The sequence below is a fragment of the Acuticoccus kandeliae genome (assembly GCF_003073115.1).
This window is the reverse complement of sequence record NZ_QBBV01000001.1, coordinates 2,531,765-2,557,094: the sequence shown is the minus strand read 5'-3', so window position 1 is coordinate 2,557,094 and position 25,330 is coordinate 2,531,765. Positions and strand designations below refer to the sequence as shown.

Here is a 25,330-nt window from a genome sequence, read left to right as displayed (position 1 = left end):
CTCACTCGGCCGGAACGCCTTCCGCGCTCGCGGTCGATCCCGCGGCGCCGTTCTTGCGAAGATGCGCCCGCCAGGTCATCGCCCAGCGCGACGGGTCTTCGAGCCCGTCGCCCTTCAGCTGATGGATCGTCTGGTTGTGCGGCGCGGTCTTCACGATCTCGGGGTTGGTGTAGGCCTCGTGGCTGATCTGGGCGAGGACGTCGATCCAGGTGTCGAGGTCTTCCTTGCCGTACATCTCGCCGGCCTCCGGCGTGAAGGGCTCCGGCACCACCCAGGGCTCGTGGCTTAGCCAGAAGGCGTCGATGCCGAAATCGATCATCCGGTTCTGCACGTCGAGCACGCCGACGCCGGTCTCGTCCTTCAGCACCTCGAACGAGTAGCGCGTCATCTCGGTGCGCCACACGTCATTGTCCGGGTGGCTCTTGGTGATGCCGCGAATTTCGAGGAGGCGCTTCTCCATGTAGTTGTTGGCGAGGACGGAGATGTCCGACGCCTCGTCGATCCCCTCCGCCCCCATCGCGCGCGCCCAGGCATAGGCCTTCATGACCTGCGGGACGTTGCCGAAATATTCGCGGATCTTGCCGCACGATTGCGGGCGGTCCTGGTCGAGGCGATAGCGGCCGCCCTCCTTCACCACCACCGGGCGTGGCAGGAACGGGGCGAGCTTATCCGAGCAGCCATAGGCGCCGACGGCCGGTCCGCCGCCGCCCTTCGGGGCGCCGAACGTCTTGTGCAGCATGTACATGCACGCGTCGAAGCCGAGCTCGCGGGCGCGGATCTTGCCCATCACGCCGTTGAAGTTGGCGTGGTCGTAGAAGCAGAGGCCGCCAGCCTCGTGGACGGTCTTCACCCACTCTTTGATGTGCGGGTTGTAGATGCCCATGTCGTCGGGATTGTTGATCATCAGGGCGGCCGTGCGCTCCGACACCGCCGCCTTCAGCGCGTCGAGCGAGGGATAGCCGTCCTCCTCCAGCATCAAGGTGATGACCTTGAAGCCCGCCGCCGACGCGGTCGCCGCGTTGCAGGGGTGGGTCTGGATCGTCGTGATGATCTCGTCGCGCTGCTCAAGCTCGCCCTTCGCGGCGAAATAGGCCCGCGTCAGCGCGCAATGGGTGTAGGCGGCGTGAGCCCCGCCGCCCCCCTGGAACACGAACTGGTCCATGCCGGAGACCTCACGCAGGATGAGGTCGAAATTGTGGATGATCTCCAGGATACCCTGGAGCGTCTCCTCGTCCTGCGCCGGGTGCACGGCGGCGATTTCGGGCCGCCAGGCGAGCTGCTCGCTGACGGGCGCGTTGTATTTCATGGTGCAGGTGCCGAAGAGGCTGATCCCCACCATGCCGAGCGTCTCCTGCGACAGGTGCAGGAAGTGGCGGAGCACCTCCGGCTCCGACAGTTCCGGCAGCGCCGGGCGGTCGGTGCGCGCCATCGCGGCCGGGATGAGCGACGCGGCCTCGCCGACGGCCTCGGTGATCGCGGGCTCGACATCGGGGAACAGGATGCCGCGACGGCCGGGCGCGCCCATTTCGAGGATGACGGGCTCGTCCCACACCGCGGCATGGTAGCGGCGCAGATGGGTCTGCTCGGTCATCGGATCACCTCCTGGAGGGCGGCCGCAAGGCGCGCGATATCGTCGGCGCTGTGGATCTCGGTCACGGCGAAGAGCGCGCTCTGACCAAGCTCGGGGAAATCGGCGGAGAGATCCTTGCCGCCGAAGATGCCGTGGGCGCGCAGCGCCTCGTTGATCTCGGCGACGCTCTTGCCCGTGTCGTCGAAGTTGACGACGAACTCCTTGAAGAAGCCGTTCGGGAAGACGACCCGCACGCCCGGCACCGTGGCGAGCACCGTCGCCGCATGGTGGGCGCGCGCGATGATGCGCTCGCCGAGATCGCGGAACCCTTCCGGGCCGAGGAGGCCCATATAGGCGGCGGCGACCACGGCCCACATGTAGACGGAGTTGCCCGTCCAGTCCTTCCCCTCGTCCCGCATCCCGTAGGAGGTCTGGTGGAAGAGGCTGAGGCCGAACCCGATCTCGCCCGCGACGGTCGGCGCGATGGAGATCATCAGCGTCGGATATTCGCGCGCATAGCGCTCCTCGTCCCGCGTCGCGATGAAGCCGCCGACGCCGCCGCCGGCGTTCATCGGCACGCCCAGCGGCTGGATCGTGCCGACGACGATGTCGGCGCCATAGTCGGGCGGGGCCTTCAGGATGCCGAGCGAGGACGGGTCGACGCCGACGATCACCTCCGCCCCCGCCTCATGGGCGAGGCGGGCGATCTCGGCGCCCTCGGTCTCGATCACGCCGAGATAGGACGGGACCTCGAAATAGATGGCCGTCACCTTGTCGGTCAGCTTGGCGCGATAGTCGTCCATGTCGAGGCGGCCGGTCGCCTTGTCATAGGCGACTTCCGTCACCTTGATGTGGCTCGCCATCTCGACCGGCTCGCAATTGGTGCGTACCACGCCGAGCCGCTCCGGGCAGATCGCGCGCACGACGAGCGCCTCGCGGCGGCCGTTGAGGCGCGAGGCCATACGGATCGCGTGGCCGATCGCGGCGCCCCAGGAATAGACCGGGAGGCCGACGAGGTCGGTCTTGATGAGCTCGGCAAGGAGGCTGCAGAACTCGAACCAGGCCTGGTTGCGCCCGTGGTCCGACATCGGCGAGCCGAACACCGACATCAGCCACTCGGAGCGCCGCGCCACCTCCTCGCACACCGCCGGGACGTGGTGCTGGTAGGTGCCGGCCCCGAGGAAGGAGAGCATCTCCTCGGTCGACTGGTTCTTCTTGAGGAGGCCGAGAAGGTGGCGCTTCAGCGCCGCCTCTGAGGCGAGCGTCTCCGGCAGGTCGAGCGGGCGGGCGAGACGATGGTCCGCCGGGATCTGCTCGAACAGAGCCGCGATGCTCGGTGCGCCGATCGCCTCCAGCATCGCGGCCTTCGCCTCTGGCGTCGAATTCGCCATCCAGGGGTGTGCGGTGCCTTCTCTCAATGGTCGCTCCTCTCAGGCGGCGGGGCCGGCGAGCGTGCTCGCCGCGTCGATACGGGTGATTGAGGTCATGCCGGGGCCGGTGTGGACGCGGCGATAGCCCGCGAGCGCCCGGTCGAGGTCGAGGTCGCCGGTGTCGACGAAGAGGCCGCCGCAATTCAGCGCGGCGAGCTTCTCGAGGGCGGCGAGGATGGTGATGTTGCCGAGCCCGATCCGGCGCAGGATCTCCGGGGAGAGCTGCTGGTTGCCGCGCCCCAGAAGGCACCCCTGCCCGCCGATCACGCCGAGGACGAGGCCGGCGCGGGTCGTGCCGTCGAGGAGAGTCTTGATCTGCCCGGCCGTGAGGTCGGTGCCGATGAGGCGGCCGTCCGCGACGGCGTCGATGCCGAGGAGCGTCCCCTCGTGGCCGAGCGCGCGCAGGACGCGCCGCGTCGTGGTGCCGGGGCCGACGAAGGTGAGGCGCGAGGGGTCGAGGCGGCGGGCGACCTCGCGGGCCGCGGCGTCGAGCGCGGCGTCGTCGTGGTGCGCGGGGCCGGACTTCGCGTTCTGCATGAAGCCGCCGAGGCGCGGCGAAGCGGCGTAGCCGTAGAGCTCGGCGCCGACGCGGCCTTCGCGCAGACCCGCCTCGTCAATGTCCATGATCTCCGCGTCGTGGGTGCGCCGCTCGCCGCTTTCCACGAAGCGCGCGGCGGCCTCGCCGGCCGCGTCCGGCGTGCGGGCGAAGACGGCCGAATGCATCTTCACCCCGGCCGGGATGCCGATGAGCGGGATGTCGCCGCCGACGATGTCGAACACGTCGCGCGCCGTCCCGTCCCCGCCCGCGAAGAGGATGAGGTCGGGCCGCGCCTTCAGGAGCGCGGCGGCGAGGCGGCGCGTGTCCTCGGCCGTGGTCTCGATGTCGGTCACGGGGGCGATCGTCTCGGTCACGAAGCGTGCACGCTCCGCGATCGCGGCGCCGAGAGGGCCCGCCCCGGTCAGGATCGTGCAGCCGGACAGGCGCCGGCCGAGGGCTTCGAGCGCCCGTGTCGCGCGCAGCGAAGCGAGGGGACGGCCGCCGCGCCGCAGCGCTTCCAGCACCGTCGCCGCCCCGTCCGAACCCTTCAGCGCGACGGGTCCGCCGATGCCGGCGATCGGGTTGACGATCAAGCCCACCCTCGCGCCGCCGGCCGAGCCTGACGTCGCCTCACTCGCTGCGGGATTTGGGCGCTGTGCGAACACTTGTGCACATTTTCCCGACCGCCCGCCGCTGTCAAGCAAGCACACGATGCCGCCCGGTTTCTGGGGCCAAAGCCTAGCGAATATAGCTCGCCCCGTTGATGTCGAGCGTCGCCCCGTTGAGGTGGCGGCAGCGCCCGCTCGCGAGGAACACGCACAGCGCGCCGATCTCCTCGGGCGGGATCATCTCGCGCATGGCAAGGTTGCCGACGACCGCGTCGAGCCCCGCCCCGAGTTCGGCCGCCTCCACCGACATCCGCGTCGCGACGACGCCCGGCGAGATGACGTAGGCGAGGAGCCCCTTGTCGGCATAGGCGCGCGCGAGCGCCTTGGTGGTGGTCGCGGTCGCCGCCTTCGAGGCGGAATAGGCAAGTCCTCCCGCCGAAGTCGTCCCCCGATAGGCGGCCCAGCTCGAAATCGAGATGAGCGTGCCGCCCCCCTCCTCCAGGAAGTGGCCGACGGCGGCGCGCATCAGGTCGGCCGGCGCCTTCACGTTGACGGTGAAGGCCTCGTCCCAGATCGCGTCCCAGCGGTCGAGATCGCTGTCGATCCCGCCATCGAGGCGCATGATCGCGGCATTGTTGACGACGCAGTCGAGCCGCCCCTTCCAGGCGATCGCCGTCTCGACGAGGCCGATGGCCGCGTGCGGAGCCGACAGATCGGTGCTCACGAGCTTCACGCGGTCGGCCGGCGCGCCTGCCGTCGCGGCCTCCGCCCCGGCGCGATCGGACCCGTAATGGGCGACGACATTCGCCCCGGCAGCCACGGCCGCGCCCGCGATGGCGGCGCCGATCCCCTTGGAGGCCCCCGTCACGAGGAGGGTTTTTCCCGACAGCTCACCACTCATGGCCTGATCCCTGCTTATATGCAGTCGCACGGCGGAGCGGCGACCGTTGCGACTGGCGCGCGAGCGCGCCGTTGTGGGCGCCGGCGCACGTTCTCGTTTCGAGCGTACACCTGTGCGCGGTGCGAACAGCGATTGACTAACAGTTCCGTTGTCGAGCAGTCTAGCGGCCACGGACAAGGGTCCGAACGCCAAAAGGCGAACCCTCATAAGCAGCGCAAAGGCTGCTCAGCGAAGGAGAGAAGCATGTTGAGATCGTTGTGGGTCGGCGCCGCTGCGCTCGCTCTCATTGTCACGACCGCACCTTCCGCGGATGCCCGTTCGCTCGACGACATCCTCTCCTCGGGCACGATCCGGATCGGGATCAACCCGAACTTCCCGAACATGAGCGTGCGCAATGATGCGGGCGAGTGGGAAGGCTTCGACATCGATGTCGGCAAGGCGATCGCCGAGAAGCTCGGCGTCGAGGTCGAATGGGTCCCCACCGAGACCCCGCAGCGCGTGCCCTTCATCGTCTCCGACCGGATCGACATCTCGCTCGGCGCCCTCACCCGCACCGCCGAGCGCGCGAAGCTGATCGACTACACCGTTCCGCTGCACACCGAGGTGATGGCCGTCCTCACGACGGACAAGACGGAAGGCGACACCTGGCAGGACTTCAACAAGGAAGGCGTCGTCCTCGCCAACATGCGCGGCAACTGGTCGGTCGGCTGGATCGAAGAGAACATGCCGAACGCCGAGATGGAGCTCGTCGACACGTTGGCCGACACGGTCCGCCTCGTCGGCCAGGGCCGTGCCGACGCGATCGTTGAGAACATCGACTTCTTCACCGGCTTCACCAAGAACTATCCGGACGTGAACTGGCGCATCGTGAAGGAGCCGATCTTCGTCGGCTATTGCGCGATCGGCCTGCCGCAGGGTGAGGCGAACTTCAAGGAAGTGCTGAACATCATCATGTTCGACCTGCACTCCTCCGGCACGGTCAACGAGCTCTGGGAGAAGAATTACGGCTCCCCGATGCTCGTGAAGATCGAACCGAGCCCGTACTTCTGATCGTCGTCCGCGGCGCGCAGCGTGACTGACATTCTGCGCGCCGCGGACAAACGAGCCTCTTCATGAACTATACGTTCCAGTTCAACGTCGTCTGGCGGGAGTTCCCGACCCTTCTCGAAGGGGCCTGGCTCACGCTCCAGCTCGGCGTGGTGGCCTTCGCGTTCGGGTCCGTCATCGGGCTCGTCTGCGCTGCGACGAAATCCTTCGGGCCGCGCCCGCTGCGCTGGATCGTCGATGCCTATGTCATCTTCTTCACCAACACGCCGACGCTGATCCAGATCTACTTCCTCTATTTCGGGCTGCCCGAATTCCGGATCCGCTGGTCGAACGAGACGTGCGTGCTCGTCGGGCTGACCCTGTCCTCCGGCGCCTATCTCACCATGATCATGCGCGCGGGCTTCCTCTCGGTGCGGCGCACCGAGCTCGAGGCGGCCGCGACGCTCGGCATGTCGGTGGCGCAGCAGGTGCGCTACGTGATCGTCCCCCACATCGCAAAGACGATCTACCCGGCGCTCGCCAACTTCTTCATCGTCATCCTCGTCATGGGCACGTCGATCGGCGCCCTGATCGGGGTCGACGAATTGACCGGGCAGGCGATCAACCTGTCGACGATCAACTATCGCTGGCTGGAGAATTTCACCGTCGTCGCGGCGATGTACGTGATCCTCACCTTCATCGCGAGCATCGGCCTCGCCCTCGTCGGCCGCTGGGCCTTCCGCGTCAAAGCGAAGATCTTCTAGATGGATCGCCTCCTCGAACAGATTCCGCGCTTCTTCTCGTGGAACAATGTCAGCTTCCTCCTCGAGGCGATGGGCGTCACCCTGTCGATGACGGCGGTCGGGTGCGGGGTCGGATTCTTCCTCGCCTTCTTCCTCGTCTATCTGCGCCAGACGCCGGGGATCTGGTGGCTGCCGTTGCGGGTGATCGTCACGACATATGTCGAGATCTTCCGCCGCATCCCCTTCCTGGTGACGACCTACCTCGTCCTCTTCTTCATCCAGGCCTTCGTCTCGAACGCCTCGCTCTTCTCGATCGCGGTCATCGCGATCACGATCTACGCCGTCGCCTACACGGCCGAGATCATCCGCGGCGGCATCGAATCGGTGCCGATGACGCAGATCGAGGCGGCGCGGGCAATGAACATGTCCCGCCTCCAGACCACGCTCTGGGTGGTGCTGCCGCAGGCCTGGCCCGTCATCCTGCCGCCGGCCATCGCCTTCGCGGTCGGCTTCATCAAGGACACCTCGCTCGTCAGCCAGATCGGCGTGTTCGAGCTGACCTTCCGCGGCAAGGAACTCAACAACCAGGGCTATTCGGGTATCCTGGTGTTCGGCACGATCGCGTTTCTCTACTTCGTGATGTCCTATCCGCTCTCGCTGCTCGGACAGCATCTGGAGACGCGGGCCGAACGGCGGCGCAAGGAGCCGCGCACCATGAACCTGCCCGGCATCTGAGACACGAAAGGCATTTCGCGGACCATGCAGGATCTTCTCGTCAAGGGACTGACTGCCAGGTATGGCGCGTTCGACGTCCTGAAGGGGATCGACCTCTCGGCGGAGAGCGGCGACGTTCTGGGGCTCGTCGGCCCGTCCGGCTCGGGCAAATCCACCATCTTGCGGGTGCTGATGGGCCTCACCCCGCCCTCGGGCGGGACGGTGTCGGTCGGCGGCAAGACGATCAATTATGCGAAGGCGGCTGACGTCAGGGCGCTGCGCGACGACGTCGCGATCGTGTTCCAGCAGTACAATCTCTTCCAGAACATGGACGTCCTGCGCAACGTCACGATCGCGCCGACGAAGATCAAGAAGCGGCCCCGCAAGGAGGTCGAGGAAGAGGCCAAGCGCCTGCTCGCGAAGGTGGGCCTTGCCGACAAGTACAAGTCCTATCCCGACCAGCTCTCTGGCGGCCAGCAGCAGCGCGTCGCGATCGCCCGCGCCCTCGCCCTGCGGCCAAAACTCCTCCTCCTCGACGAGGTGACCTCGGCCCTCGACCCCGAGCTCGTCGGCGAGGTGCTCGACACCATCCGCGAATTGCGCGCCGACGGCATGACGATGCTCATCGTCAGCCACGAGATGGGCTTCGTGCGCGAGGTGTCGACGAAGGTCGTCATGATGGACGGCGGCAAGGTCGTGGAAGAAGGCGCGCCGCACGAGATCTTCGACGCGCCGAAGACCGAGCGCGCCCGCGATTTCTTCGCCAAGGTGCTGCGCCACTAGCCGCCCGCTTCGCCTGCGCCAAGTTTAGGTGCAAGGCCCGCGCGGCGGGTCTAGGCTCCGGCCCCAGTCAGGACAGGGCCTGAGGGTTGAGCCGACGGCGGGCTCCGGCCGCCGGTCGACGGTGAGGCACATATGGCGGACGGCGCGGTCACAATTCTGGTCGGGACCACGAAGGGCGCGTTTCTGGTGGCCGGCGGCCCCGATCGCGACGGCTGGTCCGTCAGCGGGCCCCACTGCGGCGGCTGGGCCATCAACCACATGATCGCCGATCCCGCGAGCGGGACGATCTGGGCCGGCGGCGGCGGCGATTTCTTCGGCGCAGGCGTCTGGCGCTCGACCGATGGCGGGGCGACCTGGACGCTGACGCGCCTCACGCGCGGCATGATGGACGGCTATGCCGCGAACGACGCGTCCTTCGCCGCGATGATCGGGTGGACCGACGCGCCCCTCCCCTTCGGCGACGCGTTCTCGCAGGTCTGGAGCCTTTGCCACGCGCACGGCACGCTCTATGCCGGCACCAAGCCCGCGCAGCTCCTCGTCAGCACCGATGACGGGCAATCATGGACCGAGCAGAAGAGCCTCAGCGAGCACGCCTCGCGCGAGAGCTGGAACCCGGGCGCGGCCGGCCTCGTCCTCCACACGATCGTGCCCCACCCGAGCGACCCCGACACGCTGTGGCTCGGCATCTCGGCCGCCGGCGTCTTCGCGACCGAGGATGGCGGCGCGACGTGGACGCGGCGCAACCGCCTCTCCAACGCGGAGATCTCCGAGACGCACGCCCATCCCGCCGCGCCGCGTGACGGCGATGTCGGCCATTGCGTCCACAACATGGTCCGCGCGGCGGGTGAGCCGGACATTCTCTACCAGCAGAACCACCACGGCGTCTGGCGGTCGGCCGATGGCGGGCGGAGCTGGGACGACATCACCGAGGGCCTCCCCTCCACATTCGGCTTCCCGATCCACGTCCACCCGCGCGATCCGGCGACGGCCTGGACGATCCCCCTCAATGGCGACATGGAGGGGCGCTTTCCGCCGAACGCCGCGGCCGCCGTCTGGCGCACGCGCGATTCGGGCGAAAATTGGCAGGATCTGCGCGAAGGTCTGCCGCAGACATCCTGCTTTTTCACGATCCTGCGGCAGGCGATGGCGGGCGACCGGAAGACACCCGCGGGCGTCTATTTCGGCACCAACAGCGGCTCAGTCTTCGCGAGCCGGGACGAAGGCGAGACCTGGGAAGAGGTCGCGCGCCACCTGCCGACGATCCTTTCGATCGAGATCATGGAGCGCGGGACGGCCTGAAGTTCCTCAGAGCCCCGCGAGCTCGCCGAGAGCGGTGTCGGCGCGGCGCTGGAGCACCGCCGCCGCGATCGTCTTCGCGACGATCGGCGAGGCGGTGAAGCCCATCCACGGGAAGTAGGCGTTGAAGAAGCCCGGCGCCGTCGCCGCTTCGCCGATGACCGGCATCCAGTCCTCGGTGCCGTTCACGATGGCAGCCCAGCTTCGCACGACGCGCAGCCGCCCGAGCGACGGCATCGTCGCCGTCGCGACCTCCAGGTTGCGCAGCATGTTGCGCGGGTCGACCGTCGGCGGCGCGTTGCCGACCTGTCGCGAGGGCCAGCCGCCGCCGATGATCATCGAGCCCGTGGCCGTCTGCTTCAGTGTCAGCTTCTCGCGCGTCGCGTAGACGAGGTGGGGCACGGTCTGCGTCGCGCGCTCCGTCACGCACGACTGGATCGGATAGCCCTCGGCGGCGATGTGCACCCCGGCGAGCGCCGCGACGGCCGCCGCAAGGGTCCCGGCCGCGTTCACCACCATGTCGGCCTCCACGTCCGATCCGTCGGCGAGGTGGACCCGCCACGCCCCGCCGCTCCGCTCCAGCGCCGCGACCTCCGTGCCGCGCCGGATCACCGCCCCGCGCCGGGTCGCCGCGCTCGCGAAGGCGCGGCCGGCGAGCAGCGGGTTCGCCTTCCCCTCGTTCGGGCAAAACACCCCGCCGACATGGTCGGGCGCGAGATAGGGCGCCTCGCGCCGCAGATCCGCCGCCGACCAGACCTCAACCGCGAGCCCCGCCTCGGCCTCGAGCCGGGCCTTGCGCTCGGCGTTGCGCATCGCCTCGTCGCTGGCGGCGACGAGGATGCCGCCGCCGACCTTCACCTCCAGCGAGACGCCGAGCGCGGCCTCAACGTCCTTCCAGGCGTCGACCGCCGCGCTCATAACCCGCGTCACCGGCGCATAGTCGCGCGCCCAGCCCTCGCCCTTCTGCAGGAACGGGTCGAACGGGATCTGCGCGTGGAGCGAGCCGGCGTTCGCGGCGGACGCGAGGGCCGCGATCTCGCCCCGCTCCAGGACGACGACGCTTGCCCCGCCACCGGCGAGCTCGTAGGCCGTCGCACAGCCCGTGATGCCGCCACCCACGATCGCAACATCGACCTTCACCGCGTCTCTCCTCGCTCGCCGGCCACCCTGGTCCGGACGACGGTTTACAGTGTTCTGTGCGTAGTGGTAACTTCTGTGCGCATAACGTTACAGCCTTCGATGCGAGTTGGCCCCACTCATGTCAGGTTCCGCCTCGCGCAAAGGCGACGTTGCGTGCCGTGACGCCGCGCGGCGCCACATGCGCCGGTCGGCTCGACCCGCCGGCGCGCAATCGCCACACGCTCAATAGAGAGTAGCATGATGAAGACTTTCCGCGGCAGCTACACGGTCAGTGTCACGCCGTTCACCGAAGGCGGCGCCGAACTCGACCTCGACGCGCAGCGCCGCTTCCTCGACTGGCAGCTCGAAAACGACGTGCCGGGCATCATCGTCCTCGGGACCACCGGCGAGTTCCTCACCATCTCCGACGACGAGCGTCGCCGCCTCGTCGAGACGACCGTGAAGCACGTCGACGGCCGGATGGACGTTCTCGTCGGCACGATGAACGCCTACACCGCCAACGCGGTGCGCTACTCGAAGGAGGCCGAGGACCTCGGCGCCGACGGCCTGATGATCGTCCCGCCCTACTACTACACCCCGACCGAGGACGAGATCGCGGGCTATTACGGCGCCATCGCGAACGCCGTCTCGATCCCCATCATGCTCTACAACAACCCCGTGACGTCGAACGTCGACATGTCGGCGAACCTCGTCGCGCGCCTCACCGCCGCGCACGACAACATCCGCTACATCAAGGAAGCGAGCATGGACGTCGCCCGCGTCTTCGACGTGGTCGAGGCGACGAACGGCGTGATGAACGTCTTCGCCGGCGAGCGGATCGTGGAATCCTTCCTCCTCGGCGCGGTCGGCTACGTGAACCCCTACGGCAACTACATCCCGAGGGCCTCAGCGCGCATCTGGGACTTCCTGGTCGCCGGGCGGATCGAGGACGCGAAGAAGATCCAGCGCCTCATCACCAAGCTCGACCATGTGATCGCCGAAGGCCACCCGACCTACGGCCACCAGTGCTACTCGAAGGCGCTCGCCGCCGCAGCCGGCTGCCCGGTCGGTGACGTGCGTCCGCCGCTCACCACCTTCGCCGCGCTCGGCGCGGAAGGTCAGCGCCGCGTCGCCAAGATCACCGCGATCATGGGCGAGCTCGACACGCTGATGGACGACCTCGAGCGCCGCCCCGCGGCCGCGTGAGTCTCGCAGAACACGAGGCGGGAGGGGCGACCCTCCCCCTCCTCTTCACGCCGATGCGGCTGAAAGGCCTCACCGTGAAGAACCGCATCGTCGTCGCGCCGATGTGCCAATATTCGGCGGTCGAGGGCCGCGTCACCGAATGGCACCATGCTCACCATGGCCGCTTCGCCCTCGGTGGAGCGGGGATGGCGATCGTTGAGGCGACGGGCATCACGCGCGAGGGGCGGATCACCCACGGCTGCACCGGGATCTACGACGACAGCCAGATCCCCGGCTACAAGGCGATCGTGGACCTCTACCACGCGCACGGCACGCTCGCGGGCATCCAGCTCAACCATGCCGGCCGCAAGGCCTCGACGAAGCGGCCCTGGGACGGGGCGGGCTCCATCGCACCCGGCGAGGCGGAGGGTCCGTGGGACACCGTCGCGCCGAGCGCGATCGCCGCGATCGACGGCTGGCACACCCCGCGCGCGCTGACGATCGCCGAGATCGACGCGATCGTCGACGCCTTCGCGGCCGCCGCCCAACGCGCGGATCAGGCGGGTTTCGACACCGTCCAGATCCACGGCGCGCACGGCTATCTCCTGCACACCTTCATGTCCCCGCTCGCCAACCGGCGGGAGGATGAATATGGCGGCTCGCTGGAAAACCGGATGCGGCTGCCGCTGCGCGTCGCGGAGGCGATCGCAGCGGTCTGGCCTGCGGATAAGCCGATCCTCTACCGCGCCTCGGTGACCGACGACCTCGAAGGCGGCCTCACCGTGGAGGACACCGTCGCCCTCGCCCGCGAATTGAAGGCGCGCGGCGTCGACGCGATCGACTGCTCCTCGGGCGGCATCGTCGGCCCGGTCGCGCTGAAGAAGATGCAGCCGGGGCCGGGTTTTCAGGTGCCCCTGTCGGCCGCAATCCGCGAGGGCGCGGGGATCCCGACCATGGCCGTCGGCATGATCACCGACCCGCTCCAGGCGGAGGCGATCCTGGCGGAAGAGAAGGCGGACTTCATCGCGATCGCGCGCGAATTCCTCTCCGATTCAGCCTGGCCCTACCGCGCCGCGCTAGCGCTCGGTCTCGACGACCCGTTCGCGGTCCTGCCGGAGCAGTACGCCTTTCACCTGCGCCGCCGCGCACGCGGGCTGAAAAGCTGAGGGACGGCCCGGCGCTGGGTGTGCCGGGCCTCCGATGTTAAGCTGTGCCGCCACAGCGCGGTGCAGCCGGCATCGCTCCAGCCGGATGGAGCGCGAACGTTGAACAAGAAGTGGCTCTTCTCGATCGGCCTCGCGATTATGGCGCCGGCCGTGCTCGCCCTCTGGCTCGGGCTCATCGATCAGATCGCCTCGGGCGACACGAGCGTGACCGTGACGCAAGGCGGCAGATTCCCCAGCCGGCCGACCACGGGCGTCGACACCATCATCATCACCCTCCTCGGCACCGGGATCTGGCTCGGCGGGGTGTGGAAGGTCGCGCAGATGTGGCGCGGCAAAGGGCCGGGTGGCGGCTGACCCCGCCCGCCTCAGTCGAACCCGGCGTCCACGGGGACGTCGACCCCCGTCACCCCGCCGGCGAGATCGCTCGCGAGGAAGAGCGCAGCGCGCGCCACCTCCTCCTCCGTCGCGATGCGGCCGAGGGCGGACGCCGCCGCCATCGCCGCGAACGCCGTCTCGACGGGCGTGCCGGTCTCGGCCCGCGCCGCGACGCGGCCTCTGAGCGCCTCCGTCGCGATCGGCCCCGGCGACAGGGTGTTCACGCGGATGCCGAACTCGCCAAGGTCGAGCGCGGCGGCGCGCATGATGCCGATCACCGCGTGCTTGGTCGCGCTGTAGACGCACTGGCGCGGGTGGGCGCGTCGCCCGTTCAGCGAGGCCATCAGCACGATCGAGCCGCCGCGCCCCTTGAGGTGCGGCACCGCCGCCTTCACCGTCGCCGCGACCCCGCGCACATTGACCGCGAAGACCTGGTCCCACTCGTCGAAATCGAGCGCCTCGACCCGGCGCCAGGGCGGGACGAGGCCGGCATTCGCCACCACAACGTCGAGCCCGCCGAGTTCGATCGCGGCCGAGTCGATCGCCGCCCCGAGGGCGGCCGCGTCGGTGACGTCCGCCGCGCGGGCGTGCCATCCGTCCGGCATCGGCCCCGTGGGGGCGGCAAGGTCGAGCGCGGCGCCGGTCGCGCCCGCCTCGGCGAAGGTGCGGGCGATCGCGGCGCCAAGGCCGCGGGCCGCGCCGGTGACGAGCGCGCGCCGGCCGGCGAGGAGCGGGGACGGGTTGGGCATCGAAATTCCCATTGCGAATTCTGTACGCTAAGCGCACATCGGTGCGCGTTCCAAGGATGTGCCATAGACGGCGCCGATCGACCAGAGCGGCGGGCAAGGGTGTCACGATGAGTGCTGGCGGCAACGACGCGACGGTCACGATCCGGTTCGAGGGACGCCCCGTCACGGCCCGGCTCGGCGAATCGATCGCGGCCGCCCTCACCCGCGCCGGCGAGCGGGCCTTGCGCGATGGCGAGCCCGGAGAGCCGCGCGGCCTCTTCTGCGGGATGGGCGTGTGCCAGGAGTGCGTCGTCACGCTCGACGGCACCCCGAACCGCCGCGCCTGCATGACGAAGGTGACCGGCCCGCACGAGATCACCCGCCAGCGCATCATCGACCCGATGGCGGCCGAGGCGGCCGTCCCCGTGGTCGACCACGGGGCGGTCGAGGGGATCGCGCCGGAGGTGCTCGTGATCGGCGGCGGCGCGGCCGGCCTCTCCGCGGCCGCCGCGGCGGCGGAGGTCGGGGCCGAGGTCGTCCTCATCGACGACCGGCCGATGCCGGGCGGCCAGTTCTACAAGCAGCCCGCGCCCCCCTTCCGTCACGACGCGCACGATGACGAACAGGCCGAGCGCGGCGCAAGCCTCATCGCGCGCGCCGAGCGCGCCGGGGTCAAGATGCTCCTCGGGGCCGAGATCTGGGGCGCGTTCCCGCCGCTCGAATTCGGCGTCCTGCACGCCGGGCGCAACACGATCATGCGGCCGCAGCGCGCGATCGTCGCCTCCGGCGCCTACGAGCGCGCGATCCCCTTTCCGGGCTGGACGCTGCCGGGCGTCATGACGACGGGCGCGGCGCAGACGCTCTGGCGCTCCTATCGCACCCTCGCGGGCAAGCGCGTGCTCGTCGTCGGCAACGGGCCGCTGAACCTCCAGGTCGCGCTGGAGCTTCAGCGCGGCGGGGCCGAGATCGTCGCGGTCGCCGAACTCGCCGCGCCGCCCTCCTTGGGGGCGGGCCTTAGGATGGCCGCGGCCGCGCCGAAGCTCGCCGCCAAGGGGCTCGGCATCGTCACCGCGCTGAAGCGGGCGGGCGTGCCCATCCTCTACGAGACGATGATCGGCGCGGTGGCGCGCGAGGGCGACGCCCTGAAGGCGACGCTGCGCCAGCGCGAGGGCGACGCGCCCGGCCGCGACGCCGGCGCCTTCACCACCGACATCGTTTGCGTCGGCTACGGCTTCCAGCCGCAGAACGACGCGCTGCGCGCGCTCGGTGCGCGCCACGCCTTCGATCCGGCGCGCGGCCACCTCGCGACCGTGCGGGACGAAGCGTGCGCGACCTCAGTCCCCCACCTCTACGCCGCCGGTGATTGTTGCGGGCTCGGCGGCGCGCCGGCCGCGGCGGACGAGGGGCTCATCGCGGGCGCGAGCGCGGCCGCCTCGCTCGGCCACGCCCTTCCGGAGGCACTCGCTTCGGAAACGGCCGCCGCCCGCGCGCGCCTCCCCCGCCACCGTGCCTTCCAGACGGCGCTCTGGTCGGCCTTCGCCGCGCCGCGCTACCAGACCGAGCTTGCGACGCCCGACACCCCCATCTGCCGCTGCGAGGGGGTGAGTCTCAGTTCGATCGAGGCCGCAATGAGCGACGGCGCGGCCTCCATGGGCGAGGTGAAGCGGGCGACGCGGCTCGGCATGGGGCGCTGCCAGGGCCGCTATTGCGCCCCGGTGCTCGCGAGCCTCATCGCCAAAACCGAGGGCGGGCTTCCGCACGAATTCTCGCTCTTCGCCCCACGCGCGCCGATCAAGCCTGTGACGATCGCCGACCTCATCGCGACGGGCACACCGCCCGCCTGAGCGAGTCCGTCAGGACATCAGCGCGAAGGAGATCCGTTCGGCGGTCTGCACCAGCTTCGGGATGAAGCGGCCGTGGACATCGTCGAGCGAGATGCGCGGCGTCGGGCAGCACATGTTGAGCGCGCAGACCGTGCGCCCGTTCGGCGCCTTGATCGGCGCGGAGATCGAGCGGAGGCCGATCTCGAGCTCCTGGTCCACAAGCGACCAGCCCTGCTTGCGCACGTCCGCGATCGCCTTCCTGAGCTTGGCCTTGTTCGTCACCGTCGTCTCGGTGAAGGCCTCGAGCTTTGCGACCGCGAGGTGCTTCTCCAGCTCCTCCGGCGGCAGGGCGGCGAGGAGAACGCGGCCGGTCGAGACGCAATGGGCCGGCACGCGGCTCCCGATATGGATGTCGACATCGAAGAAGCGCAGCGAGGAGGCGCGAGCGATGTAGATGACCGAGAAGCCGTCGAGCACGGCGGCGAAGCACGACTCGTTCATCTCCTTGGCGAGATCGTCCATCGCGGGCTGGAGCACCTCGAGGATGTTCATCGAGGCAAGCACGGAGAAGCCGAGCTCCAGGATCTTCGCGCTGAGGCGGAAATGCTTGCCGTCGGTCTCGGCATAGCCCTCGCGCACGAGGGTGAGGAGGAAGCGCCGCGCCGCCGCGCGGGTCATGTTCGTCTCGGCGGCGATCTCGCTCAGCGTCATGGAGGGGCGCGCGCGGCTGAAGGCGCGGATCACCTCGAGCCCGCGCGAGAAGGACGAGACAAAATCGCGGCTGGACCCGGAATCGTCGCCATCGGGCTCCAGGTCTGCGGTGCCTGCCATGTCTCCCCCCGGATTTCTGAGCGCGGCACCCCGCGCGAGCGACGCGTCGGAGCGCGCCGGCGGAATGCGCACAGTTGTTCGCATTGCGAATAGTCTCGATTAGTCCGCCAAACAAGTCAAACGCATGGGGACGGGAGAGCCCTGCCCCGTCCCCGGCCAGGACGCGGCGCCGGGAGAAGTGATCGGCGACGCCTTGCCAAAGTTCCAAATGCGCGTTTGAATTCATCCCAACCGACGGTCGCGCGACCGCGCGCGGGGACTCGACGTTCGCGAACGTTCGCCCCAGAGTGCGCCGCAGATCGTTCAAAGCATGATTTTCTGCCTTCCGACGGGACAGAAGGAGACTTGAAGTGGGCCAGAAGCTCGAAGGTTCGTTCGTCGCGCTGATCACGCCGTTCAACAATGACGGCAGCGTCGACTACGAAGGGTTCCGCACCCTCCTGCAATTCCAGGAAGAGAACGGCACCGCCGCCGTCCTCATCATGGGCTCGAGCGGCGAAGTCTCGATGCTGAGCCCGGACGAGCGCCGCGCCATCATCTCCGCCACGGCGAAGATGAAGACCGGCAAGATGAAGCTCTTCTACGGCTGCACCGGCAACAACACCGACACCACCATCGACATGGTGCGCTACGCGACCGCCGAGGGCGCGGACGGCGCGATCCTCGCCGCGCCCGCCTATATTTGCGGCGCGGAGGACGACATCGAGGCCTACTTCCAGGAAGTGGCCGATTCGGTCGAGCTGCCGCTCGGCATCTACAACAACCCGCCGCGCGTGAAGACCGATCTCGGCCACGAGGCGCTGCTGCGGCTCTTCAAGCACCCGAACTACGTGGTGCACAAGGAATCGACCGCCCGCGTCGGCCAGGTCGCCCAGGTCCTCGCCGCCCAGCCGGACGTCGCCGTCATGTGCTGCGATTCCCCCAATCTCGGCCTCGTCGTGCCGACGATGTCGCTCGGCGGCCACGGCACGGCCAATATGAGCGGCAACCTCGCCCCGGCCGAACTCGCGGTCCTCTCGCGCCCGTGGAAGAGCTGGCAGGAGGCCGACGATTTCCGCGCGACCTATCTCGAGTGCCTGCCCCTCCTCCACTTCATGTACTCGGCGATCAACCCGGTCCCGGTGAAGTCGCTGATGCGCGCCATGGGCCTGCCGGCCGGCCGCCTGCGCAAGCCGCTGCGCAACCTCGAAGGCGCCGCGCTCCAGAAGGGCATCGACATCGTCCGCCGCCTCGGCCTCGACAAGAAGTACGGGCTGACCGGCGCGACCCTTCAGGCCGCCGAGTAAAGGCTGCGCCATGAAGGGCCGGATCCTCACAACCCTCGCCGCCGTCGCGGCGCTCGCCCTCTCGGTCGCCACGGCCGACGCGGTGACGCTGCGCCTGTCGACCCAGGTCGCAGCACCGCACCCCTTCATCGACGTCGCCGATTTCTTCAAGGCCGAGGTCGAGAAGCGGACGAACGGCGATGTCACCGTCAAGATCTTCCCGAACGCCTCGCTCGGGAAGGACGATGCCGTCTTCAACGAGCTGCGCATCGGCACCGTCGACCTGATGATCTCGTCGACGAACAATGCCGCCAAGCAGCTCCCGCAGGTCCAGATCTTCGACCTCTATTACATCTTCCCGGACTATGACGCGTTCAACGCGGCGACCGCGCCGGGAAGCCCCGTCTTCGAGAGCCTCCAGGGCCTTGCCGACGAGCGCAAGCTCGGCATCAAGTTCCTGGCCCTCTTCGGCTCGGGCAGCCGGAACCTCTCGGTCGCGACCGGGCCGGTCGAGACGCTGGATGACATCAAGGGCCTGAAGATGCGCACGCCGCCTTCGCAGATCGTCGCGAAGTCGTGGCAGGCGTTCGGCACGGTGCCGGTGACGGTCGCCTGGCCCGAGCTCTACGCCGCGATCCAGACCGGCGTCGCCCAGGCGCTTGAGAGCACGCTGTCGGGCAATCTCGGCAGCAAGCTCTACGAGGTCGCGCCCTATCTCGCCCTCACCCAGCACTCGATCAATGGCAGCTATTTCGCGATGAGCGAGCGCTCCTGGGGCAAGCTCACGCCCGAGCAGCAGAAGATCGTCGCCGATGTCGCGGCCGAAGCCGGCCTTCTCGGCACGAAGAAGGGCATGGAGGCGGACGACAACCTCGCCGAAGTGCTCGCCAAGGACCACGGCGTCACCGTCACGAAGCCCGATCTCGAACCCTTCATCGCGGCGATCACCCCGCTGCACGAGGAGTTCGCCAAGGAGATCGGGGCGAGCGACCTCCTCGCCGTCATCCGCGGCTCCATCTGATCCGACGAGGCGGCGGCCCGCGCCGCCGCCTCCAGCACCGTCCGAGACATGCCGAACCTCCACGCCGTCTTCGACGCCATCGAGCGCGTTCTCCTGTGGCTGTTCTCGCTGCTCTTCGCCGCGCTGATCGGTGACGTCATGCTCCAGGTCGCGACGCGCAATCTCGGCATCGCGGTGCTCTGGACGCTGGACGTCGCACAGCTCCTCTTCTCCTGGTGCATCTTCCTCGGCGCGGCGGTCGGCGTGCGGCGCGGGATGCACTACGTGATCGAGATCTTCCCCGAGGGGATGCTGAAGACGAACCTCGTCCTCAAACTCTTCTCCGATGTCGCGATCACCGTCGTCGCCCTCGTGATGCTCGTCCACGGGGTGGAGTTCGTCGATATCGGCACGAGCATGACGGTGGAATCGCTCGGCATCTCGCAATTCTGGTACTTCCTGCCGATCCCGCTCTGCGGCGCGCTGATCCTCCTCTTCATGATCGACATCGCGTTCACCGACCTCGTCCGCCTCGCGGCGGTGATGCGCGGAGTGCCGCGCTGATGGATCCGATCGCGCTCCTGATGCTCACCTTCTTCGTGCTCATCGCGCTGCGGGTGGAGATCGCGTTCGCGCTGGCGCTGTCCTCGCTCCTCATCATCGTGGTCGAGGATCTGCCGCTCATCTCCTCGCTGAACCAGATGTATTCGGGGATCGATTCCTTCCCGCTCCTCGCCGTCCCCTTCTTCATGTTCCTCGGCCGCATCCTGAACGATAGCGGCATCACCGACCGCCTGCTCGCCGTCGCCGACGCCTCGGTCGGCCACATCCGGGGCGGCCTCGGCCATGTGAACGTCTTCGTGTCGATGATCTTCGCGAGCCTCTCCGGCTCGGCGGCAGCGGACACGGCGAGCGTCGGCGCCATCATCATCCCGGCGATGAAGAAGGCCGGCTACGACCCCGCCTTCTCCGTCGCCCTCACCGCCGCCTCCTCCACGCTCGGCGTCATCATCCCGCCGAGCATCATCCTCGTGATCTACGGCGCGTTCGGGAACGTCTCGATCGGCGCGCTCTTCTGGGGCGGCTTCGTGCCGGGCATCCTCATCGGCCTCGCGATGATGGTCTACACCTACATCCTCGCGCTGAAGCACGGCTATCCGGCGAACGAGCGGGCGAGCGCGCGCACCTTCGCCAAGGCCGCCTGGCGCGGCTCGCTGCCGCTCCTCATCCCCGTCCTCATCCTCGGCGGGGTCACGGGCGGGGTCTTCACCCCCACGGAGGCCGCGATCATCGCCGTCGCCTGGGCGATGCTGCTTGCCTTCGTGGTCTACCGCTCGGTCAGCATCAGGGCGCTGCCGCGGATGCTCGGCGAGGCGGTGATCGACTTCGCGATCCCCCTCTTCACGGTCGCCTCGGCCAGCATCTTCGGCTGGCTGATCTCCTTTCTCGGCGCGGCCGACCTCGTGGTGAACGCCATCACCTCGCTGACCGATTCATCGTTCGGGCTGATGGCGCTCCTCGTGTTCTTCCTCCTCATCATCGGGACGTTCCTCAACCCGATCTCCGCGATCCTGATCTTCCTGCCGATCATCCAGCAGCTCGGCGCGGAGGCAGGCGTCGATCCCGTGCAGCTCGGCGTCATCACCATCATGTCGCTCGCGATCGGCCTCGTGACGCCGCCCTATGGCGTCTGCCTGCTGATCGCCGCGCAGATCGGCGGGATCAGCGTGCAGCGGGCGCTGATCGCCATCCTGCCGATCTGTGCGATCACCGTCGGCATCATCCTTCTTTGCATCCTCGTCCCCGACATCATCCTCGGCCTTCCCAAACTCATGATGCCGCAGGTCTTCGGGCTTGCCGGCAGCGGAACTTGAAACATGACTGAGACGATCGAACGTGCCGTCATCGTGACCGGCGCCGGCAGCGGCATCGGCGCGGCGACGGTCCGGCGGATCGCGGCCCCCGGCACGGCCATCCTCCTCCACACGCGCAAGAACCAGGACGGGCTCGACGCGGTCGCCGCCGAGGCCGAGGCGAAGGGCGCGAAGACCGCGACGATCCTCGCCGACCTCGTGGACCCGGCAACGCCCGCCCGCCTCGTCGCCGCGTCGCTCGACGCCTTCGGCCGCCTCGACCAGATCGTGAGCAATGCCGGCCTCGCCGACCGCCGCCTGATCGGCGAGGTCGACCACGCCGCCCTCACCCAGTCGCTGAAGGTGATGCCCGAGGCGCTCTTCCTGCTCGCCGAGGCGGCGCTTCCCCACCTCGAAGGCTCCGACTGGGGCCGCCTCGTCGCCGTCTCCTCGTTCGTCGCGCACGTCTTCGCGCCCGATTCGCTCTTCCCCGTCAGCGCCGCCGGCAAGGGCGCGCTCGAGGCGCTCGCGAAAAGCCTCGCCGTGCAGCTCGGCCCGACGGGGACCACCGTCAATTGCGTCGTCCCCGGCTACACCCGGAAGGACGCGGCCGGCCATTCCGCGCTCGGCTCCGCGGCCTGGGAGAAGGCGGCCGCGCGCGCCCCGATGAAGCGCATCGCAACGCCTGACGACGTCGCCGCCGCGATCGCCTTCTTGCTCTCCCGCGATGCCGGGTTCATCACAGGTCAGCTTCTCCACGTCGATGGCGGGCTCACTCTCGCCTGAGGAGGTCGTTCATGCCCTACGTGCTCGTCCAGCTCATCGAGGGACGCTCCGCCGAGGCGAAGAAGAAGATCGCCGAGGACATCACGGCGAGCCTCGAGACCCACGCCAATGCGCGCCCCGAGGACACGTACGTCGTTTTCCAGGACGTGAAGGCCGACGACTGGCTGATCGCCGGAAAGACGGTCGCCGAGCGGCGCAGGGAACGCAATGAAGGCTGAGACGCTCAGCCTCTCCCACTGGGGGGCCTTCGTCACAGAGACCGAGAACGGCCGCCTCACCGGCGTGCGCCCGTTCGATGCCGACCCCGACCCGACGCCGATCATCGATGCGCTCGCCGAGATGGTCTACTCGCCGCTGCGGATCGAGACCCCGGCCGTGCGCAAGGGCTATCTCGACCACGGGCCGGACGGCGACCGGACGGGGCGCGGGCGCGAGCCGTTCGTGCCGGTCGGCTGGGACGAGGCGCTGGACCTTGCCGCCGCCGAGCTCGCCCGCGTGCGCACCCGGCACGGGGCGAGCGCGATCTTCGGCGGTTCCTATGGCTGGTCGAGCGCGGGACGCTTCCATCACGCCCGCTCGCAGCTCCGGCGCTTCCTCTTCACCGGCGGCGGCTGCGTCGACCAGGTGACGAACTATTCCTGGGGCGCGGCGCAGATCCTGCTCCCCCACATCGTCGGCACGCACCAGCCCGTCTCGGGCCGCAACACCTCGTGGGACACGATCGCCGACCACACCGACCTCTTCGTCGCCTTCGGCGGGCTCAACCCGAAGAACTGGCAGGTGACGGCCGGCGGGGCGGGGACGCACATGATCCCGGACGCGACCCGCGAGGCGGCGAAGGGCGGCGTCTCCTTCGTGGTGGTGTCCCCGACCGCCGACGACATCCCGGACTGGCTCGACGCCGAATGGATCGCCCCGCGTCCGAACACGGACACGGCGATCATGCTCGCCATCGCCCACACGCTGATCGTCGAGGGCCTCGTCGACCAGCCCTTCCTCGACCGCTACACCGTCGGCTACGAGGCGCTGCGCGCCTACATTCTCGGCGAGACCACCGGCACGGCGACGACCCCCGAATGGGCGGCGGCGATCTGCGACGTGCCGGCCGAGACGATCCGGGGCCTTGCCCACCGGATGGCGGCGGGCCGCACATACCTCACCGCCACATGGTCGCTCCAACGGGCCGAGAATGGCGAGCAGCCCTACTGGATGCTGATCGCGCTCGCCGCGATGCTCGGCGGGATCGGCCTTCCGGGCGGCGGCTACGGCTTCGGCCACGGCTCGCTGAACGGGGTCGGAAATCCCGCCCCGCACCTTCCCTCGCCGATGCTGCCGACGGGGCGGAACCCGGCCGACCTCGCGATCCCCGTCGCGCGGATCGCCGACCTCCTCCTCAATCCCGGCGCCGCCTACGATTTCAACGGCGCGCGCTACACCTATCCGGACATCCGCCTCGTCTACTGGGCGGGCGGCAACCCGTTCCACCACCACCAGGACCTCAACCGCCTGGAGACGGCGTGGCAGCGGCCGGAGACAATCATCGTCAACGAGAGCTGGTGGACGCCGACCGCGCGGCGGGCCGACATCGTCTTCCCCGCAACGACGACGCTGGAGCGCAATGATATCGGCGGCTCCTCGCGCGATCCCTACCTCTTCGCGATGAAGAAGGTGATCGAGCCGGTCGGCGAGGCGCGCGACGACGCGGCGATTTTCACCGCCCTGGCCGAGCGCCTCGGCTACGCCGACGCCTTCACCGAAGGGCTCGACGAGATGGGCTGGCTCGCCCGCCTCTACGAGGTGGTCGCCCGCGCCGGCGGGCAGGAGGGCATCGCGATGCCCCCGTTCGAGGCGTTCTGGGAGGCCGGCCTCTACGAGGCCCCGCCACCGGCAGAGCCCGACATCCTGCACGGCGCCTTCCGCGCCGACCCGGCCGCCAACCCGCTCGCCACCCCCTCCGGCAAGATCGAGCTCTATTCCGAGGCGATCGGCGCGATGGGCTACGCGGACTGCCCGCCCCACCCGGTCTGGCGCGCGCCGACCGAGTGGCTCGGCGCACCGCTCGCGGCCCGCTTCCCGCTCCACCTCATTTCGAGCCAGCCGGCGCGCAAGCTCCACAGCCAGCTCGACCCCAGCACGCACAGCCAGGGCAACAAGATGAACGGGCGCGAGCCGGCCATGATCAACCCGGCCGACGCCGAGGCGCGCTCGATCGGGGACGGCGACACCGTGCGCCTCTTCAACGAGCGCGGCGCGACGCTCGCGACCGTGCGCATCACCGAGACGGTGCGCCCCGGCGTCGTGATCCTCCAGACCGGCGCCTGGTACGACGCGGCCGACCCCGCCTCGAACGCGCGGCTGGAGCGGCACGGCAATCCCAATGCGCTGACGCGCGACAAAGGCACCTCTTCCCTCGGCCAGGGGACGAGCGCGATGACCACCCTCGTCGAGATCGAACGCTTCGAGGCGGGCGAGGCGGATCGGGTCACCATCTTCGACCCGCCGCGAATGGCCGAGCGCGGCGGTCTGATGTGAGGCGTCCATGGTGTTGACCACGACCCGCAACCCCGTGACCCTCGTCCAGCGCTACGGGCGCGGTCTCTTCCTCGCTGCCACGATCGGCGCGTGCGCCGGCTTCCTCGCCGACCACTATGGCGCGCCCTCGATGCTGTTCGCCCTCCTCATCGGGCTCGCCTTCCATTTCCTGCACGAGCAGCCGCAGTGCACGCCCGGCATCGACTTCGCCTCGAAGACGCTGCTGCGCCTCGGCGTCGCCCTCCTCGGCTTTCGCCTCCACATCGACGACATCCTGTCGATGGGCGCGGGGGCGATCCTCGCTGTCTGCGGGCTCCTGACGCTCACCATCCTCTCCGGCGTCCTCCTCGCCCCGGCCTTCGGGCGGAAGGTGACGTTCGGGATCCTCACCGGCGGGGCGGTCGCGATCTGCGGCGCTTCGGCGGCGCTGGCGCTCGCGGCGGTGCTGCCGCGCTCGGAGAGCCTGGAGCGCGACACGCTCTTCACCGTCATCGCCGTCACCGCCCTCTCGACGATCGCGATGATCGGCTACCCGATCCTCTTCCAGGTGCTGGGGCTCGGGGACGAGGAGATCGGCTTCCTCATCGGCTCCACGATCCACGATGTCGCCCAGGTGGTGGGCGCGGGCTATTCGGTGAGCGACGTCGCCGGCACGACCGCGACCCTCGTGAAGCTCGAACGCGTGGCGCTCCTGCCGATCGTCCTCCTTGCGGTCGCCTTCTCCAGCAATCGCGGCTCGGTGCGGGGGCTCGCGCTTCCCTGGTTCGTGGTCGCCTTCGCGGTCTTCGTGCTCATCAACAGCACGGGGTTCGTGCCGGACGCGCTGTCGGAGTTCATCTCCACGATCTCCCGCGCGCTCCTCGTCATCGCGATCGCCGCGCTCGGGGTGAAGACCTCGCTCGCCGCAATGTTTCAGCTCGGCGGCGGCCATGTCGGCCTCATCGTGACGGAGACGCTGATCCTGCTCTCCGCCGCGACGGCCGTCGTTCTCCTGTGGTTCTAGCCGCGATCCTGATCAATGCGCCGCAGACGAAATTGGAGTTTCATAATCGCGCGCC

The 25,330-nt window shown here is 69.0% G+C and carries 24 protein-coding genes; 17 read left to right on the top strand and 7 right to left on the bottom strand.

All coding sequences use genetic code 11. The features are described from left to right. Window position 1: 1 nt before the first annotated feature. The 4 genes from gcvPB to DBV35_RS11620 all read right to left on the bottom strand — a co-directional run bounded on the left by gcvPB (window position 2) and on the right by DBV35_RS11620 (window position 5,047). Complete coding sequence (gene gcvPB, locus DBV35_RS11635) at window positions 2–1,591, bottom strand: aminomethyl-transferring glycine dehydrogenase subunit GcvPB (RefSeq protein WP_108660282.1); 1,590 nt, start codon at window positions 1,589–1,591, stop codon at window positions 2–4. Further along, window positions 1,588–2,988, bottom strand: a complete 1,401-nt coding sequence (gene gcvPA, locus DBV35_RS11630; protein WP_205648576.1) for an aminomethyl-transferring glycine dehydrogenase subunit GcvPA — start codon at window positions 2,986–2,988, stop codon at window positions 1,588–1,590. Before gcvPA ends, gcvPB begins: the two co-directional genes overlap by 4 nt. A 12-nt stretch (window positions 2,989–3,000) precedes the next feature. Beyond that, window positions 3,001–4,131, bottom strand: a complete 1,131-nt coding sequence (locus DBV35_RS11625; RefSeq protein WP_205648575.1) for an ATP-NAD kinase family protein — start codon at window positions 4,129–4,131, stop codon at window positions 3,001–3,003. 145 nt (window positions 4,132–4,276) lie between these two features. Then, window positions 4,277–5,047, bottom strand: a complete 771-nt coding sequence (locus tag DBV35_RS11620; protein ID WP_157961686.1) for an SDR family NAD(P)-dependent oxidoreductase — start codon at window positions 5,045–5,047, stop codon at window positions 4,277–4,279. 243 nt (window positions 5,048–5,290) lie between these two features. Here DBV35_RS11620 and DBV35_RS11615 point away from each other — a divergent pair, with 243 nt between their 5' ends. From DBV35_RS11615 to DBV35_RS11595, 5 genes are all read left to right on the top strand, one after another. Further along, window positions 5,291–6,097, top strand: coding sequence for a transporter substrate-binding domain-containing protein (locus DBV35_RS11615; RefSeq protein ID WP_157961685.1), 807 nt, complete (start codon window positions 5,291–5,293; stop codon window positions 6,095–6,097). 62 nt (window positions 6,098–6,159) lie between these two features. Further along, window positions 6,160–6,837, top strand: coding sequence for an amino acid ABC transporter permease (locus DBV35_RS11610; protein WP_108660278.1), 678 nt, complete (start codon window positions 6,160–6,162; stop codon window positions 6,835–6,837). Next, window positions 6,838–7,551, top strand: coding sequence for an amino acid ABC transporter permease (locus DBV35_RS11605; RefSeq protein WP_108660277.1), 714 nt, complete (start codon window positions 6,838–6,840; stop codon window positions 7,549–7,551). Between the two features lie 24 nt (window positions 7,552–7,575). Then, window positions 7,576–8,313, top strand: coding sequence for an amino acid ABC transporter ATP-binding protein (locus DBV35_RS11600; protein WP_108660276.1), 738 nt, complete (start codon window positions 7,576–7,578; stop codon window positions 8,311–8,313). Between the two features lie 132 nt (window positions 8,314–8,445). Beyond that, on the top strand, window positions 8,446–9,612 hold the full coding sequence (locus tag DBV35_RS11595; RefSeq protein ID WP_108660275.1) for a WD40/YVTN/BNR-like repeat-containing protein: 1,167 nt from the start codon (window positions 8,446–8,448) through the stop codon (window positions 9,610–9,612). 6 nt (window positions 9,613–9,618) lie between these two features. On the opposite strand, the gene DBV35_RS11590 is transcribed toward DBV35_RS11595, so the two are convergent. Next, entirely contained in the window at window positions 9,619–10,749 is a 1,131-nt protein-coding gene (locus DBV35_RS11590; RefSeq protein ID WP_108660274.1) for an NAD(P)/FAD-dependent oxidoreductase, read from the bottom strand. A gap of 237 nt (window positions 10,750–10,986) precedes the next feature. On the opposite strand from DBV35_RS11590, the gene DBV35_RS11585 reads away from it, so the two are divergent. The 3 genes from DBV35_RS11585 (at window position 10,987) to DBV35_RS11575 (ending at window position 13,433) form a co-directional block, all read left to right on the top strand. Then, complete coding sequence (locus DBV35_RS11585) at window positions 10,987–11,934, top strand: dihydrodipicolinate synthase family protein (protein WP_108660273.1); 948 nt, start codon at window positions 10,987–10,989, stop codon at window positions 11,932–11,934. Further along, the gene (locus tag DBV35_RS11580) at window positions 11,931–13,079 is read left to right on the top strand and encodes an NADH:flavin oxidoreductase/NADH oxidase (RefSeq protein ID WP_205648574.1); all 1,149 of its coding nucleotides are present in this window, start codon (window positions 11,931–11,933) and stop codon (window positions 13,077–13,079) included. The genes DBV35_RS11585 and DBV35_RS11580 overlap by 4 nt, the downstream gene beginning before the upstream one ends. A 99-nt stretch (window positions 13,080–13,178) precedes the next feature. After that, window positions 13,179–13,433: a hypothetical protein gene (locus DBV35_RS11575; RefSeq protein WP_108660272.1), complete on the top strand. Its 255-nt coding sequence runs from the start codon at window positions 13,179–13,181 to the stop codon at window positions 13,431–13,433. A gap of 11 nt (window positions 13,434–13,444) precedes the next feature. On the opposite strand, the gene DBV35_RS11570 is transcribed toward DBV35_RS11575, so the two are convergent. Beyond that, window positions 13,445–14,203, bottom strand: coding sequence for an SDR family NAD(P)-dependent oxidoreductase (locus DBV35_RS11570; RefSeq protein ID WP_157961684.1), 759 nt, complete (start codon window positions 14,201–14,203; stop codon window positions 13,445–13,447). Window positions 14,204–14,310: 107 nt separating this feature from the next. On the opposite strand from DBV35_RS11570, the gene DBV35_RS11565 reads away from it, so the two are divergent. Beyond that, complete coding sequence (locus DBV35_RS11565) at window positions 14,311–16,026, top strand: FAD-dependent oxidoreductase (protein ID WP_170134911.1); 1,716 nt, start codon at window positions 14,311–14,313, stop codon at window positions 16,024–16,026. A 9-nt stretch (window positions 16,027–16,035) separates the two neighbouring features. Here DBV35_RS11565 and DBV35_RS11560 read toward each other — a convergent pair whose 3' ends face one another. Continuing rightward, on the bottom strand, window positions 16,036–16,836 hold the full coding sequence (locus DBV35_RS11560) for an IclR family transcriptional regulator domain-containing protein (RefSeq protein ID WP_108660269.1): 801 nt from the start codon (window positions 16,834–16,836) through the stop codon (window positions 16,036–16,038). 350 nt (window positions 16,837–17,186) lie between these two features. On the opposite strand from DBV35_RS11560, the gene DBV35_RS11555 reads away from it, so the two are divergent. From DBV35_RS11555 to DBV35_RS11520, 8 genes are read left to right on the top strand one after another with little or no spacing between them, the layout of a single operon-like run. Next, the gene (locus DBV35_RS11555; protein ID WP_108660268.1) at window positions 17,187–18,122 is read left to right on the top strand and encodes a 4-hydroxy-tetrahydrodipicolinate synthase family protein; all 936 of its coding nucleotides are present in this window, start codon (window positions 17,187–17,189) and stop codon (window positions 18,120–18,122) included. 10 nt (window positions 18,123–18,132) lie between these two features. Continuing rightward, entirely contained in the window at window positions 18,133–19,122 is a 990-nt protein-coding gene (locus DBV35_RS11550) for a TRAP transporter substrate-binding protein (RefSeq protein ID WP_108660267.1), read from the top strand. Between the two features lie 48 nt (window positions 19,123–19,170). Beyond that, a complete protein-coding gene (locus DBV35_RS11545; RefSeq protein ID WP_108660266.1) occupies window positions 19,171–19,665 on the top strand; it encodes a TRAP transporter small permease in 495 nt (164 codons plus the stop codon). Beyond that, window positions 19,665–20,975, top strand: coding sequence for a TRAP transporter large permease (locus DBV35_RS11540; RefSeq protein WP_108660265.1), 1,311 nt, complete (start codon window positions 19,665–19,667; stop codon window positions 20,973–20,975). Before DBV35_RS11545 ends, DBV35_RS11540 begins: the two co-directional genes overlap by 1 nt. Window positions 20,976–20,978: 3 nt before the next feature. Continuing rightward, complete coding sequence (locus tag DBV35_RS11535) at window positions 20,979–21,740, top strand: SDR family NAD(P)-dependent oxidoreductase (RefSeq protein WP_108660264.1); 762 nt, start codon at window positions 20,979–20,981, stop codon at window positions 21,738–21,740. 11 nt (window positions 21,741–21,751) lie between these two features. Beyond that, window positions 21,752–21,958, top strand: a complete 207-nt coding sequence (locus DBV35_RS11530; protein WP_108660263.1) for a tautomerase family protein — start codon at window positions 21,752–21,754, stop codon at window positions 21,956–21,958. Further along, window positions 21,948–24,272 (top strand): molybdopterin-dependent oxidoreductase, encoded by a 2,325-nt coding sequence (locus tag DBV35_RS11525; protein ID WP_108660262.1) that lies wholly within the window; start codon window positions 21,948–21,950, stop codon window positions 24,270–24,272. Before DBV35_RS11530 ends, DBV35_RS11525 begins: the two co-directional genes overlap by 11 nt. Before the next feature lie 7 nt (window positions 24,273–24,279). Beyond that, complete coding sequence (locus tag DBV35_RS11520; RefSeq protein WP_108660261.1) at window positions 24,280–25,275, top strand: YeiH family protein; 996 nt, start codon at window positions 24,280–24,282, stop codon at window positions 25,273–25,275. Window positions 25,276–25,330 lie beyond the last annotated feature (55 nt).